General features: G+C 46.7%; 11 protein-coding genes and 2 tRNA genes. 7 read left to right on the forward strand and 6 right to left on the reverse strand.

Annotated elements, in window-relative coordinates; all coding sequences use genetic code 11:
• Positions 1-229 precede the first annotated feature (229 nt).
• The 6 genes from AAA857_RS05340 to AAA857_RS05365 all read left to right on the forward strand — a co-directional run bounded on the left by AAA857_RS05340 (position 230) and on the right by AAA857_RS05365 (position 3552).
• Positions 230-301, forward strand: a tRNA-Arg gene (locus AAA857_RS05340).
• 15 nt (positions 302-316) lie between these two features.
• Positions 317-388: transfer RNA gene (locus tag AAA857_RS05345), tRNA-Arg, on the forward strand.
• Positions 389-437: 49 nt separating this feature from the next.
• Positions 438-1229, forward strand: a complete 792-nt coding sequence (locus tag AAA857_RS05350; RefSeq protein WP_338173878.1) for a hypothetical protein — start codon at positions 438-440, stop codon at positions 1227-1229.
• Positions 1230-1238: 9 nt separating this feature from the next.
• The gene (locus AAA857_RS05355) at positions 1239-1460 is read left to right on the forward strand and encodes a hypothetical protein (protein WP_338173879.1); all 222 of its coding nucleotides are present in this window, start codon (positions 1239-1241) and stop codon (positions 1458-1460) included.
• Positions 1457-2005: a hypothetical protein gene (locus AAA857_RS05360; RefSeq protein ID WP_338173881.1), complete on the forward strand. Its 549-nt coding sequence runs from the start codon at positions 1457-1459 to the stop codon at positions 2003-2005. Before AAA857_RS05355 ends, AAA857_RS05360 begins: the two co-directional genes overlap by 4 nt.
• A complete protein-coding gene (locus AAA857_RS05365; RefSeq protein ID WP_338173883.1) occupies positions 2005-3552 on the forward strand; it encodes a hypothetical protein in 1548 nt (515 codons plus the stop codon). The genes AAA857_RS05360 and AAA857_RS05365 overlap by 1 nt, the downstream gene beginning before the upstream one ends.
• Positions 3553-3696: 144 nt before the next feature.
• On the opposite strand, the gene AAA857_RS05370 is transcribed toward AAA857_RS05365, so the two are convergent.
• The 6 genes from AAA857_RS05370 to AAA857_RS05395 all read right to left on the reverse strand — a co-directional run bounded on the left by AAA857_RS05370 (position 3697) and on the right by AAA857_RS05395 (position 12187).
• Entirely contained in the window at positions 3697-4788 is a 1092-nt protein-coding gene (locus tag AAA857_RS05370) for a GIY-YIG nuclease family protein (RefSeq protein WP_338173885.1), read from the reverse strand.
• Positions 4789-4818: 30 nt separating this feature from the next.
• Entirely contained in the window at positions 4819-5679 is an 861-nt protein-coding gene (locus AAA857_RS05375) for a hypothetical protein (RefSeq protein ID WP_338173887.1), read from the reverse strand.
• Positions 5676-6680, reverse strand: a complete 1005-nt coding sequence (locus AAA857_RS05380; RefSeq protein ID WP_338173889.1) for a hypothetical protein — start codon at positions 6678-6680, stop codon at positions 5676-5678. Before AAA857_RS05380 ends, AAA857_RS05375 begins: the two co-directional genes overlap by 4 nt.
• 118 nt (positions 6681-6798) lie before the next feature.
• Positions 6799-7749 carry a PD-(D/E)XK motif protein gene (locus tag AAA857_RS05385; RefSeq protein ID WP_338173891.1) on the reverse strand — a complete coding sequence of 317 codons (951 nt, stop codon included), beginning with the start codon at positions 7747-7749 and terminating at the stop codon, positions 6799-6801.
• Positions 7746-10298, reverse strand: a complete 2553-nt coding sequence (locus AAA857_RS05390; protein WP_338173893.1) for a Z1 domain-containing protein — start codon at positions 10296-10298, stop codon at positions 7746-7748. Before AAA857_RS05390 ends, AAA857_RS05385 begins: the two co-directional genes overlap by 4 nt.
• A gap of 20 nt (positions 10299-10318) precedes the next feature.
• Positions 10319-12187, reverse strand: a complete 1869-nt coding sequence (locus tag AAA857_RS05395) for an ATP-binding protein (protein WP_338173895.1) — start codon at positions 12185-12187, stop codon at positions 10319-10321.
• A 91-nt stretch (positions 12188-12278) separates the two neighbouring features.
• Between AAA857_RS05395 and AAA857_RS05400 the strand changes: the two genes are divergently transcribed.
• Positions 12279-13463: a DNA cytosine methyltransferase gene (locus AAA857_RS05400; protein ID WP_338173897.1), complete on the forward strand. Its 1185-nt coding sequence runs from the start codon at positions 12279-12281 to the stop codon at positions 13461-13463.
• Positions 13464-13469: the final 6 nt, after the last annotated feature.

The raw sequence follows: 13469 nt of genomic DNA on the forward strand, positions 1-13469 counted from the left end.
GATGCAATCATGAATTATCCATAGTATAACAACTAAGCGGTGCATTTATATAGCAAAGGTGATACTTGGTAAATTACCTGCGAGGGATTATGATGAGGGGCGACACTTTCCAACAGCGAAATGTGGCACAACAGCCCCTCCGTAAACGCCGATGATCAATTGGCCCTCGCATACTGTAAGACCGCGTTTACCCCCTATAGGGCATCCGCTGTCTTGCATCAAACCGCATGGAGGTATGGTGTAGCGGATAGCATCAAGGATTTCGAATCCTTGGACCCCGGTTCAAATCCGGGTACCTCTGTCGGTTTGTGCTCAATGGGGCATGGTGTAATGGATAGCATGTTCGGCTGCGTACCGTCCGATCCGGGTTCGACTCCCGGTGTCCCAACTGCTCAAACGCACGGAGGTGCTTAACCTCAATAATGGAAGTGAATGATATGGAACATAATGAAAGAACAAACAACATGAATGGAAATAAAAATGCAGCTTGGTTCGTTGATAACGGATACAAAGACCCTGAAGAACTGATTGACCATAACGGTGCATTGGATGAAACAGGAGCCTTTGTCCAAATCTTTGCTGCCTATAACCAGCATAACGTTGCAGAAGGTGCGAAGTGGGATACATGGCCAGATTGGGAATTGTGCCTCACCTCAATGGACAGCGACCTTCATTTTGTAGACTTGGATAGAGACCCTCCCGAAAGGATTGCTCAAAGAGAACATTGGCTTGCAGCCATGCAAATAATCCATGACCATGAAGCGGTTTCCTGTGAGGGTTATACGATAACCATTCAAGGGAAACACGGCCATACCTTTGCCTTTGATTTCGCTCTTGACCTCGAGGTGTGGGGTACTCCTGGGACGTATGCGGAACACAGAGCAAATCTTGAGGCCAACGCAAAGAAGCCAAAAGCGTGGATGTGGAGGAAGGAGTCTTACCTCTTTGAGGGCCACATTGGCCATTCACTCGGTCCGTGGTGGAGTTGTCCTGATTACATTCCCGTTTACGGGGGAAGGAGAACCATTCACACGCCTGAAAGCAGTTTCTGCGTTTCTGGCAAGGGAGACACGTTTCCTGCAACACTTCTTTCGGTCATTCATCTTTGCATTGATGACTTTCATATCTGGCAAATCCAATACAAAGAGGCGGAATCTACGGCTGAATACATGCAAAAGATCGAACAAGAATATCCTTCAGGAAGACCTGAAGATTACTATTACCTATGAGGTGAAAAAATGAAACATAACGAAAATAAAAACATAAACTGGATAACGATGATGACGATGTTCATGGAATTCATGACATTACAGAACGAATACAATGCCCACAGAATCAAGGAATACAAGGAATGGGAAGACAAGGATTGCAGTTGCGACCTGTGCAACCAAGCCATCATTCAAGCCTCTGCGGAAAAGGAACCGCACTTTGATGAGGGGTTCAAGGGGGAGTGGGAATGATATCGGGGTGGAAGCCAAATCCAACCGCACCCCTATGGTATTCCGGAGGGGCAAACGAACCTCAGGGGCCCTTCTTCTCCCATCTCAACGTTGAGCATGTGAAACAGCAGGGTCCATCTTGCGTTGCGACGACCTTGTCGATGGTGGTGAATTCAACTGGAGCGAATACGACTCCTGAGGATTTCAAAGAAGTCACAAACTCTCAAGCTCCCCATACGTGGTCTGAAGCTCTGAAACCGTACGGTTTGCAACTCGCCTATTGCAACAGTGACTTGAGGAGACTCGGATACTTCATTGATGAGTTGGTCGAATACGATGACCTGTTCTTGTTGAGCTTCTTTTCCAAGGACCCACCGAGCGACCCACTGCCGAGCGGAAAACTTTGCACTGCACACATCATTACCCTTCACAAGGATACCATTTACGATACTGCAAAGGATAAACACGCGGGCGGAGTTTGTATTGCAGATGATTATTCAAGGCTTGAAAGGCAAACAAAGAGAATCTTCAGGGTTGTTCCTCTCTATCATCCGAGGTGTTTGTGATGAGCATGGCTGCACATAATCCAAGTAGAACTGGATTTGGAAATTGCCTTTTCTACGGCCCACCACTGGAGATTGGCTTGCCCATAAAGGTCAATCCAAACAGACCACTGGTCATGGCGCATCCTGCTGCTGCGAAGCATTATCACGCCAGTTTTGGTTTGCTTGAGGACGCTCAACATCCCTTCATTCAATTCATGGTTGATTTGGGGGATTATGCTCCCACTTCTTGGTCCGTCAACGCCAATGAATCTGGAACGGCTCCGTTCCAGAGGTTACCCGATACCGTGAATGGACATGAGGTCTACAGAAAAGCCAACATGAACACACCTCACTGGCAAGTCCATGCGGGCTGTAGAGAAGCCTATGACACCCTCACAAACATGCCACCAATCGACATTCTCTATGTGGATTGGTTGTCGTGGCTCCCCATTGAGGACAATCACGGTGAGGGCGATTTCAGACAAAGAATGTCTTCGATTGTTCACAAGATAAGAGACGGCGGCTTGGTTTTACTCGACCATAAGCACAAGTCAATGGACGAGGGAGACCATCCGTGGTTTAGATATCCTGAAGATGGCGTTTTTCCCATCACAGACCATTCTTCATTGGAGAATATGGGTCTTGTCGAATGGCTTGCTCCGAATTTGTACGGGGATCATGAATCGCACATTGCTTCAGCCTTTTTGGTTCACCACAATCCAGAAGGAACTCTCGGAACCACCGATTGGGACGCGGCAATGAAACCGTGGTTTTGGGGCACTGTTTCAGAGATGTCACTTCAGCCCAGCCAAATTCAAGAACTGGTCGATGCAACTGCAGAAGCCCCCATTCATCTTGATGCAACAACGCTTGATGATTGGATGGATACATGGTTCAGGGTGATGGACCAGCACGGTTCTCAAAACACCTACATGACGCCAGAACCTCCTGAGCATGCATGGCCCAAAGGCTCCTATCATGAGTTCCTAGCCGGGTTATTGGAGCATCCTCACCTCCTGATGTCCGTTCCAGAAAAAAGGACTTACAGACTTAGGGGTGAGAATTTCACGCTCAATATTGTGTATGGCAATATTTTGGACCTTGCTCCTGCTCTTTACGCTAAGAATGCGGTCTTGGCATTGAGGTCAAAACTGGCTAAACAAGTTGTGTCAAGATGTCCGTGGTGGGATGGTCAGGCCTTGGTTCTCCAAACCGAACCAACGTGGATGAGCAACGTCATTCAAGGGCTCACTTGGTCAGGAGAAGCGGCTACACCGTTGCTGGCAAAGAAGATGCTCGATATGGCGAAGCAGCAACCCTACTCATCGTTGTTTCCAGAAGTCAAAAGATGTACGGTTGGCCACGTGGTCACGGTTGCTCATGGAGGAGGGACACTGAATGAAGTCATGAATGCAGTCAAGGCTTACTACGCCTCCATTCCAGAGTATATGGCTCTGGCTCCGATGGAACTGACCATCGTTTGTCTTGATCATGAAGATTACACGGATACGAAAGCCGTGCCTTTAGACTTCCAATTCCTCTCATCTGACGGTTCGTGCACCGATTAATCGGTGTTCGCACACGAACGAGCGAAAGCAGGTGTCAATCGAGAAGGAATGGTGGAGGAGCAATTACTGCCCACATGGCTTGAGTCCCTTGGTGTACGGTGCACGCTGCGTAAGCAGAAGAGTCGGTTCGATTCCGGCGAGGGATTAGGGGTTGTACTTCCTGTTGTAATCAAACTCAGTGCTGTATGTGTACGGTGTTGAGGGGGGCCTGAATGAGGCGTTAAAATCTGTCTCAAAAAGACTCTTAGCAAGTTTTCTGTCAAATTTCGAGTCGATGCTCTCCTCACGCTTCCACTTCAGAATTCCATCAATTTCTAATGAATCATCGAGGGCCTCAACCAATTTCGCTTGAGCTTTGAGGCATTCCCATTCTTGGACTTTCACATCCCTCATGGCGTTGAGCATGGCTAAATTTTCGTCTCTAATGGTCGCTGTAAGTGGAAGTGTTGCTCCAGACATGTTCGTTGCAGAGGGGCTGATAAGGCCCATTTCAGATGCGTCATAGGCCAGCTTGACGGTAGGGTCGAGGGTTGCAAGGTCTTGACCTTTGTTCAGCATATTCAAACTCCGGCTCCAAGATGTCGTTGGCGAGTAGCATTGCAAAAATTGGGCATCCGTTAGAATTCCTTTAAACACGGTTTGGTTAAATGTTGGATTTTTGGTCTTCTGTTGTATGTGCATAATGGTATCAATGGCTTTGTTGTTCCCAAGTAAATTTTTCAGGTTGTTCTTGTGGGTGTCAAGGATGGCTTTTGCCACGGTCAGTTTTTCGTAAGCGGCGGTGAAATCTACCCCCCATCTTGCTTCAGTGCGAGTAGCAGTGCGAACCGTTCCGTTGCTGGGGGTATTATTGAGTTCCTTCCACCTTCGGAAAGAACCAGCGACCGCAGCCATTTCGGTCTCAAGATTGTCAATAACAGGACGCACATCTGAAGCTAAGAAGGAATCATCGAAATCAAACCATTCACCGCAGAGTCGGCCTGCTGCGAAATAATGATGCAGGTACGTCTCACCATAATCCATGAGTTCAATGTAATTCGAAGGGGTTGCCTCGAACTCGCGCCTTGGGTTGCCGGTCTGATGTTCTGCAATCCTGATTGCAACGGTACGAGCGGTCAAACCGATCTTGACGTAACGACCGACAGATCGGTCGAGATAATCTTCTTCTCTGATAAAATAAATCCAGCCCGGATTGAGTGCGGTTGGTAAACTGATTTTTGGGGATTTGAAGGCCATGGTAGCCCTACAACTCCCTAGTTTTTTAAATCATCCCATTCGGACACCACGACGGCTGTCGGTGGTACGCCACATGGAATCTTGGTCACGGAAACTTTCACCCATGTCGTGGAAGACGAATGGAGTCAAATTCATGGGGTCGTTATTGGGTGAACCTGCACTTGCATTGGCGCAGAAAGCTGGAAGAGGGAAGTTCCCGGTTTGACCGGGCTGGATCTCGATCCATACGTCTTCCTTAACGACCAGATTTTGCTTACCTGTCCATGTTTGTTGCTCGACCATGGTCCCTTGAGGAACGACCACACGAACGGGTTGTTGTCCGGGATTGTGAACTTGCATTTGTATGGCATTGGCACTGTTGTAACCGTTACCGACGATGGAGCGGATCTCCACTTGGCCTTGGTTAGCAGCGTGGTAGAGGCTGTCGGTTCGGGATTCAAAGGTCATGTTGAGAGCAGCGGGTGAGTAAATGGCAGTGGTATTGTCTCGCTGACTTCGCAGATGGGAAAACTGAGCCAACAATTGAGCTCCTCCGATGTTTCGGTTGTCATCGACGACCAAGTTTGGATACACTCGTCGAGTTTGTGCCATGAATAAGGCAGTTCGGTCACCTGAAACATCACGAATCGCAGTTCGCTCACGGCGAGATGTGTATGGGTCGATTGGAGTTCCGTCGTTGTTTTCAACGGTAACGGTCAAATCTTGGATGCAGCCTTCAACAACGGGCATGCCTTCTTGATCGTACAAAATTTCACGTACGCTCATGGGTGGTACCTGGACGGTGATGGCTTCTGCACTTCGCAGGCGTCCACCGTCAAGTGGCATGCCTTGGGGCAACGTTATGGTTTGGGCTACGGGGGTTGGGTTTTTTGCTACATATTTTACATTCATAGGATCACTTCCTGTGGGGTTTCAGCTCCTCGGTGGATGAAGAGGCGAAGGTCAGAGCGCTCGTTGTTCTTGACAAAGGCGCAGGCATCGATGAACCGCTGGAGGCAGTGCTCCCAAGGTTCAGATTCTGGATTGATGTGAGGTTCAGGAAGGTGGCCACGGTCACGGAAATTGCTTTGTGGCATGTCGTTATCTTGGAAGAAGGAAGACCGTGGATTGTAGGGCAAATAAACACGAATGATGCCATGTCGTCCTCGGCGGAATGTTGCGAGGTTGCTTGCAGCATCAAGATTCTGACACACGAATTCAGGACCCTCGAGAAGGGCGGGCTCACCCCACACACGCCCATCGTTGCGCATGTCGGGTTCACGGTCGTTGTCGCGGCTCACGCTTGGTCTGCACCGGTGGCCGTTGGGTGGAAGGAAGGCATGGATCCACAATTCATTGTAGACATTGGAGGTTGGACTGCCTGGAAGGACATTGACTGCTGATTCACGAACAGCATCGTTGTCCCGATTGAGTAAAGCTGCACCGTTTGAAGGCACGCGCATGCTGTTGATGAGGTCGTGGAGGTTGCGCACGAGTTCGTCGTGTTCGTAAACGGTAAGATGCTGACGCAGCATCCAATAGGAAATGGTCTGCATGAGTTTGGCGGCTTGTTCACTGTCAAGACCGGCGACAACGGATGGTGTCATCAATTGCTTGAGGTGTGCGACCAGCACGCCTTCGGGTGTTTCCCGGCGAACTTCGATTTCGTCCAAGCCAAGACCGAGTTGTTGCCCGAGTTCTTGGGCGTCTCGCTTGAGCGTGCGTGCATCTTCTTGAAGGGTGGAAGCGCGTTGAGGTTCTGGGGTTTGAACTGCTGGGACATAAACGGAAAGTGCGCCTTCTTCACTGCGAGTATAGGCTTCGCGTCGCTCGATCATTTGTCGTGCACGATGGCTGTATTTTCCTCGTCCTGCATAAATTTCTGTTCCTTTCTTATCGTATAATGTGGCCATTTTTGTTCACCGGGAGAGTATATGACGCCCCACAGTATATAAAGAACCGAAATAATTGAATACAAATCAAAAACAAACGTGGAAAAATCGTGGTTGTTTAATTTCCAACAAACCCGACCTAAGTGGAAAGCCCTTTTTCCAAAGATATTGAATTAACCGCAGTTAGACCTAGATCATAACCTCGAGGAACATCAATTGAATCAGGCATGTTCTTTGAGAACTGAGCTGGTTCAGAAGTTTCCTCAACAACGTAGAATTTGAGTTCCCCAACCTTCCATTTTGAAACAAACGAACCTTCGTATTTGAAAACGCAATATTCGTCATCTATCTTCTTACGAAGAGATTCAATGTCACTTTTTGCAATACCTTTGGCTTCAATATCTGTCATGAGTTTCTCTACCAATTGTGGTAAGCTTTTGCCTTTCTTATTTTTTGAAACATCCAACACACTGAGCAAGAGTGGTTTACCTTGATGCATGAGCTGTTTTTTACTCGAAATACGAACAGAATCGGCTCCTTTTGCTTTTGATTTTGATTCCAAGCTCCATTCAGCATGTTCAAAATCAACCGCTGCCCGGGATGTGTGGTCCCAACTTGAGATGGCTTCTTCTGATTTAATGGAAACGAGCTCATTCATGGCGTAAAGTTCCCCCAGAAGTCCTTTTTGAACAATCTCGGTCAGGGGTTCACCTTCTCCTCTCCACCACTTTGTAATGATTTTCAACTTGCTGTGAATTGAGTTCGTAAAAGGTTGACTTGTATCGCTCGTATGATCCTCATATGATTTCCGAAGGAGATATGCAATTTCTGTTGTTCTATCGTGTGGAGCGGTGATAATGGTGTCGGCCCCAGAAGTTATTTTCAGCCAATCTGGGGTTTCAATGTCTTTCAACTCTCCATAATTCTTGATGGTGATGATATGCAGTTTATCTGTCGTTTGAATCAAAAAATCGGGGGTCTTGAACAACACAACTTGAATTGGTATGTCTCCTTGCTTTAATTTCTGAATCTGTCCGTTCACGGATTCACCTATTTTGTCAATTAGATCTTTGGTCAGTTTTTTACTCATTCTTCTTCATCTCCTCGTTGTATGGTTGAGGCGCTTGGTCGGCAGAACTCAACAAATGAGGGGCTCAACCCCTCTTCGGGTAGGTAAAATGACATCATGACGGTAGGATACCCATTGTCCAAGTAGATTGGGATCCCATGTATTTCTTGTGCTGAATTTTCTAAGTATATCACGAGCAAGGGCTTTTCCCTCGTGGTGAGGCCAGGTTCAAAGTCCACTTTATCGGCGTTGATCGGATGGTTGAGAAGGATTTCTTTCGGAGTTTTCATTCCGAGTTCCGACATTACGAAGTCTTCGTAGGTGTTCCCAGATTTGGGGCTAAACAGAGCTACACTCCACGTTGACGAAATTTCAGTGTTTGATTCAAATTCAATGAGCAGGTTTCGCAGATATTTTCTGGTGGAGTTGGCGTAGGTATAGCCGTTTTTATAATTCACAATAAATTCTCTGAGTTCTGAATAATCTGCCTCCCATATAAAGAAATCAGGATTGACAGAAGATCGAACCGTTTCGTCTTCATGTTGAATGTACATGTTTTCGAAGGCTTCAAAGATATTGAATTGAATATTTTTCTCTTCAATAGAGTCTCCGGTTGAATGAAGGTGGGCGATATGATTCTCTGGATCAATAAAACTCGCGTCTGATGGGTTCGAGTTTTCGTATGCATTCGGTGAAGCCCTTGCACTGATCCGCATCCCTTTGTATTCTCGTATCCATTGGACCTCTTCAAGTGGGTTCGTTGTTTTGTCAAACAACAGCAAATCCCTACGTAAACGACGTTCCACTTTGGCGATCAGGGAAAAATGCAAAATTGACTCCTCGCTCATGAACAGTTTCATCAGTTCCAAAAATGAACCGCGATAGCCACACCATCGAGCCATTTGCAGGAGCGTGTCGTAATTTGGAGTTGCAGGTGTGCGATCAAACCATACAAGAACCAGATCCTCGATGGTCAGCCCTCGAGCAAGTTTCTGCCCCCCAACCACGATATGTGAACATACCTTTCCATCTGAATAATTCAGTTCTTGGGGGTACTCATACTCGTCCTCGGGATCGTCAGATTCTGCATTGAGTTTAACCACGGTGATTTCGGTAAAATACCGTTTCAGGTCAATGAATTTTGAAGCAGTAATACTTTCGATTTTCTTTTCTGCTTTTTCAAACAGATCGCTGTAATGCCGCTTACATATGTTCTCAAGAGAAGCAACAAGTTGAACTTCATGTTTTGCAATCTCTTCTTCTAGAATCGTAGAAACAAGGTTTGCCATCCTGTAATGGGCTTGTGTCTCAACCTCTGTGTGGATCATTGTCGAGTGTTTCCAAATTCTGTTATTTTCCGCCGTTGACTTCCCTTTTTCCTTATTTTTTGCCTCAAGGTGGCTTTCTCTGAGGAGTTTTGTCAGAACGTGCATGTGGATAAGGTCCCTGAGATGTTTCCGCTCTGCAGCACCATCTTCTTCAGGAGTTTGGAATTTGACAATTTGTGGTTGATGCTTTTCCTTTCCGAAAAAGAAGTCATTGTCGTAATGCCCATCTGGTTTGGGTAAGCAGTGGATGACGTCTCGTGGAAAGAGGCTCAGACCCAATGCGTTTTTCGCACTGTCGTAAGGATCTGGGTCCATGAGGAGATTGGAATAAGGTGTCGCTGTATACCCGACATACCACAACACTGGGTTCGTGTAGGAAAGCACCTGGATAAGTTTCCGAACCGCTTGGTTGGTGGCGGTAATGTTTGTGTTGCTAACCGAGTTATCTACTTCCGAATGAGTTGAGTCAACGCTTGCATGATCACATTCATCATCGATGATGAGCACCTTTCTGTCTTCAGCATAGGTTCGTATTTCATCGTCCTCAAAATATTCAATAAGAGCCTCAAGTACTTTGTGATTCTTTTTGATGACCAACATGGTGGGCAACTCGTCTTCTAGACTTTCCAACAATTCAGATTTAGCAGATTCATTGGATGACGAGAAATCGCTCCCGTCCGGCAGGAATTTGACGCCTCTAACTTTGGTATTGATGAGGCGTTGGTGTGTTTGCTTTCTCAAATCCTCCAGAAGGCCTGAAAGGACGATGACCGTATCGTAAGCCTTCCCTTGATGAGCAAGGGTTGTATCGAGGGCACGAAATGAAAGACCAAGCATGTGAGCTGTTTTTCCACTCTGAATCCTTCCTACAACAAGGCCATAACCTGGCCGTTCTTGTGAGAGTATGACGTCGTTTTTGTATGCCAAACGTCCATATGTTTCTTCCACGTTCTCTTGAATGCTTTTTATTGTGGAATCAGCCCATCCTAGATCTCTCAAATGGGCGAGATAATCTTCGAACAGACCGGTCTTTTGCGTTGAAGAGACAGTGTCTTGGCCCGAATCACTCATCGTTTCGCTGTTTTTTCCCGATGCTCCAGGAAAGGCGTTTCTTTGGGTTTCGATTTCTTCATCGCTCCAACCGTTCTTTTTGGCATACTCAAAGAATTCAGAATACGTATCAAACTGTACGGCGATGTAGGCAGCTTCTATGGCCTCCCGAACCTTGTCATCGTCTTCCATGAATGGTCCCTCTATCGTCCTTACTTCAGTTCATCAGGTTGGATTCCTAGGCGATTTAATGCTCCTTTAAGATCATCAATGTTCTGTTGCTTGTTATCGGTATACATTCTCAAAATGACTTTCGGACCCGAGAGGGTGGCTTTGTTTTCCCCCTGCTGACATTTGCATGAACTCTTTTCCTGACCACAACCACCATCGCAAATGGTTTTCGGAGTTTTTGGTTTCGGAGCCTTCGGACAAAGATGCGATTTATGAGTGCCTTCACAGTGTTTGCATTGGTTGTTGCAGGTTGTCGGCGTACATTCTCCTGCTTTTGAACAAGTTAGACACTTAAAGGTGCATTTTTTGCTAGTGCACCCTGAGTTTTTCTGTTTGCATGTTGGACACTCGTACTCAGGGCAGATTTCCCCGGGCGCGTGAGCGTAATCACACAACGGGCACTCGCTGTATTTGACGCCAGCCTTTCCGTCTCTGACCAAAACATTAGGAAAGTGAGCGGTTTTGTTCTGAGCCTTCTTGGTTCCAGTTGGTTTCTTCCAGCCTTCGTCAGTGTCCACGAAGAATGAAATCTCGTTTTGGAACGGAGGAGCGTACATTCCGCCTCCAGCTTTTTGGTCAAGTCCACGTAGGATCTCATCCCAAGCGTCTCCGAACTTTTTGATACGGTCTTTGTTGGCAGAGACTTTGATTTGATCGTCGAGTGAACTGGGGTACTGCACCTCGATTCGAATTGAATTGGCTTCATTGGCCGAGACATTGAGATCGTAGAATTGGCCGTAGTTGATGAGTCGATCATCCCTGTAGAAGAAAAATCCAGCAACACTGTCGCTTTGTAACCGTTTTGAAGGGCCATTGGGGGGCGCTCTATCCATTGGGGATGTCTTATCATCCTTCTTCCATTTCAAATCAGGGAGTTCCTTCCGAATGATGCTCCGAATAGGTTTGGATGAGGGAACCACATAAGGTCGGATTTTTAATCCAGCAAGGCTGGAACTGCTGAACTCATATCCTTCAAATGTGCCGAATCTAGACATGGCTTCACAGAATTTAATCCTCTCAGTAAGAATGGCGATTTCAGCAACATCTTTACTATCTGATTTGTTTTTCTCAAGAATTTTCTTCTGTTTCTCAAATTCGGTTGGTGTGAATGCCTTCCAGAACGGATCAATCGGAGCCACATTCGTGTAGTCATTTTCAACGTGGTTGTAAACAGAGATTTGAGCTGGTTCAACCCTTTCCAAGTATTTTTGATACACCATTCCGAGAACCTTCTCAAAGTGATTTGTACCTGCATGTGTGTGAATGAAGCACGAGACAGGTTCGTTGCCCGCCATGGATAAGGTATCGTGCCGATGACATGCGACCACACACGTACTCCACTCACCTTCATTGAAATCATCAAGAATTTCATGCACTTCTGCGGGTATTGTGGTGTCTGATTTGGAATAGAGTTTCGGCATGGTTGGATTGAGCAATGGATCCTGGTCCATGTCGTAATCAATGCCACATTCTTCTGGGTTTTTCGCAACAGAGAAGTATAGTTCATCATCAATTTGAGTAAATACGAACAAGAAATTGTATTTTGACAACGGTGCAATCTTCATACCTACGTGGTATTTACCAATGTCATCGTTCTTTCGTTCCTTTTCTCCGGCCTTTTCTTGAATTTCAAAAGAATTGAAGAGTTTCGTGGTGGTTCCGAAACCCTCACCATCATCAAACACAGCGAATCCTACATCGGATTTCGGGGAAGAAGATGTGCATTCAAAGAATTTGATGTAGACATGTTTGCTGTTGCAGTCCAAAGAATTGTCAACAATCTCCAAGACGATATCATCAAGTTCGAGTCCAGACCTGTCAAAGATGATACTGGGTACTGACCTTGCCATGCTTCTGAAGAAGAGGTGACCTCATAAGAACTTACCTTCAATCTAATATTCATCCTGTAAAGTCTATCAAGCGCCGAGAGGGTGGGGTGTCATGCCTAAGCTAGCGCTTGACTATGGCCTCGTTGCCGTTCCGACTGATAGAATTGACAAACGATGGCTCAATGCCCAAAATAGGGGGTTTTCAATCCATCCGAGAAATGGTCAAATCTTACGCTCGTGCGATATTTTTTCAGGATGTGGGGGAATTACACTTGGCCTTCACGAAGCTGCACGGGCATCTGGCTTCAAACTCAAGGTGGTGATGGGATGTGATTTGTTTCCAGCCGCAAAAAAATCGTTCCAAGCCAACTTCAAGGCTCGACACTTCCTTGACAAACCGATTGAAGAATATGTTGACGGTGAGCTCGGTGGTGAAGAGACTCCAAACGAAGTAAAATTGAAAAAACGCCTCAAGCGGATTGACATTGTCGTAGGCGGTCCCCCTTGCCAGGGAAATTCCAATCTTAACAACCACACTCGAGGCGATGACCCGAGAAATGAGTTGTACATGCGGATGATTCGTTTTGTTGAATTGTTTCGGCCTTCAGTCGTGCTTATTGAGAACGTACGTGGTGTCGCCAACAACAAACAGCGTGTTGTCCCTCGTGCGAAAAAATACCTAGCCGATATGGGCTACAGCGTTGACAACGGCGTCGTCAGAGGCGAGCAAATCGGGATTCCACAAACGCGAGTCCGCCACTTCACGGTCGCCATCAAAGGCTCGCATCCCGATTTTTCATTCACTGCCATTGCTGCCCCTACTCACAAACAACCACGAGATCTTAGGTGGGCTATTGGTGATTTGAATACCAAAGACAGTGAAGATTCCATTTTCTATCAAACACCGAACGCCGGTGACGTCAACCAAAAGCGAATGGATTGGTTCATTGGAAAGGACGAATACAATCTTCCAAACAAGCATAGACCTCTTTGTCAACAGGGTGACCATACCTATCCTGCGGTCTATGGTCGAATGAAATGGGACGATCCAGCACCTACACTCACGACTGGATTCGGTTGCAACGGAAGGGGCAGGTTTACCCACCCTGAAGGTGGCAGAGTGCTCACCCCACATGAGGCCGCAAGGGTCCAGACCTTTCCTGATTTTTACAATTTCAAGGTCATTGAGAAGCGAACAGACCTCCACGCCTTGATTGGGAATGCGGTTCCGCCCCTCATGGCGAAACATATCTTGGCTAAACTCTTGGACTGGTCGTCATTACAAATTGATGATTGAGTAGGT

The organism is Candidatus Poseidonia alphae, assembly GCF_943787815.1.
In the GTDB taxonomy this organism is placed as follows: domain Archaea; phylum Thermoplasmatota; class Poseidoniia; order Poseidoniales; family Poseidoniaceae; genus Poseidonia; species Poseidonia alphae.

What these genes read in the sequence shown, in the direction of transcription:
- AAA857_RS05370 (WP_338173885.1), bottom strand. Translation starts at nt 4,788, where the DNA reads ATGGCCTTCAAATCCCCAAAAATCAGTTTACCAACCGCACTCAATCCG.
- AAA857_RS05355 (WP_338173879.1), top strand. Translation starts at nt 1,239, where the DNA reads ATGAAACATAACGAAAATAAAAACATAAACTGGATAACGATGATGACG.
- AAA857_RS05395 (WP_338173895.1), bottom strand. Translation starts at nt 12,187, where the DNA reads ATGGCAAGGTCAGTACCCAGTATCATCTTTGACAGGTCTGGACTCGAA.
- AAA857_RS05350 (WP_338173878.1), top strand. Translation starts at nt 438, where the DNA reads ATGGAACATAATGAAAGAACAAACAACATGAATGGAAATAAAAATGCA.
- AAA857_RS05385 (WP_338173891.1), bottom strand. Translation starts at nt 7,749, where the DNA reads ATGAGTAAAAAACTGACCAAAGATCTAATTGACAAAATAGGTGAATCC.
- AAA857_RS05390 (WP_338173893.1), bottom strand. Translation starts at nt 10,298, where the DNA reads ATGGAAGACGATGACAAGGTTCGGGAGGCCATAGAAGCTGCCTACATC.
- AAA857_RS05360 (WP_338173881.1), top strand. Translation starts at nt 1,457, where the DNA reads ATGATATCGGGGTGGAAGCCAAATCCAACCGCACCCCTATGGTATTCC.
- AAA857_RS05380 (WP_338173889.1), bottom strand. Translation starts at nt 6,680, where the DNA reads ATGGCCACATTATACGATAAGAAAGGAACAGAAATTTATGCAGGACGA.
- AAA857_RS05400 (WP_338173897.1), top strand. Translation starts at nt 12,279, where the DNA reads ATGCCTAAGCTAGCGCTTGACTATGGCCTCGTTGCCGTTCCGACTGAT.
- AAA857_RS05375 (WP_338173887.1), bottom strand. Translation starts at nt 5,679, where the DNA reads ATGAATGTAAAATATGTAGCAAAAAACCCAACCCCCGTAGCCCAAACC.
- AAA857_RS05365 (WP_338173883.1), top strand. Translation starts at nt 2,005, where the DNA reads ATGAGCATGGCTGCACATAATCCAAGTAGAACTGGATTTGGAAATTGC.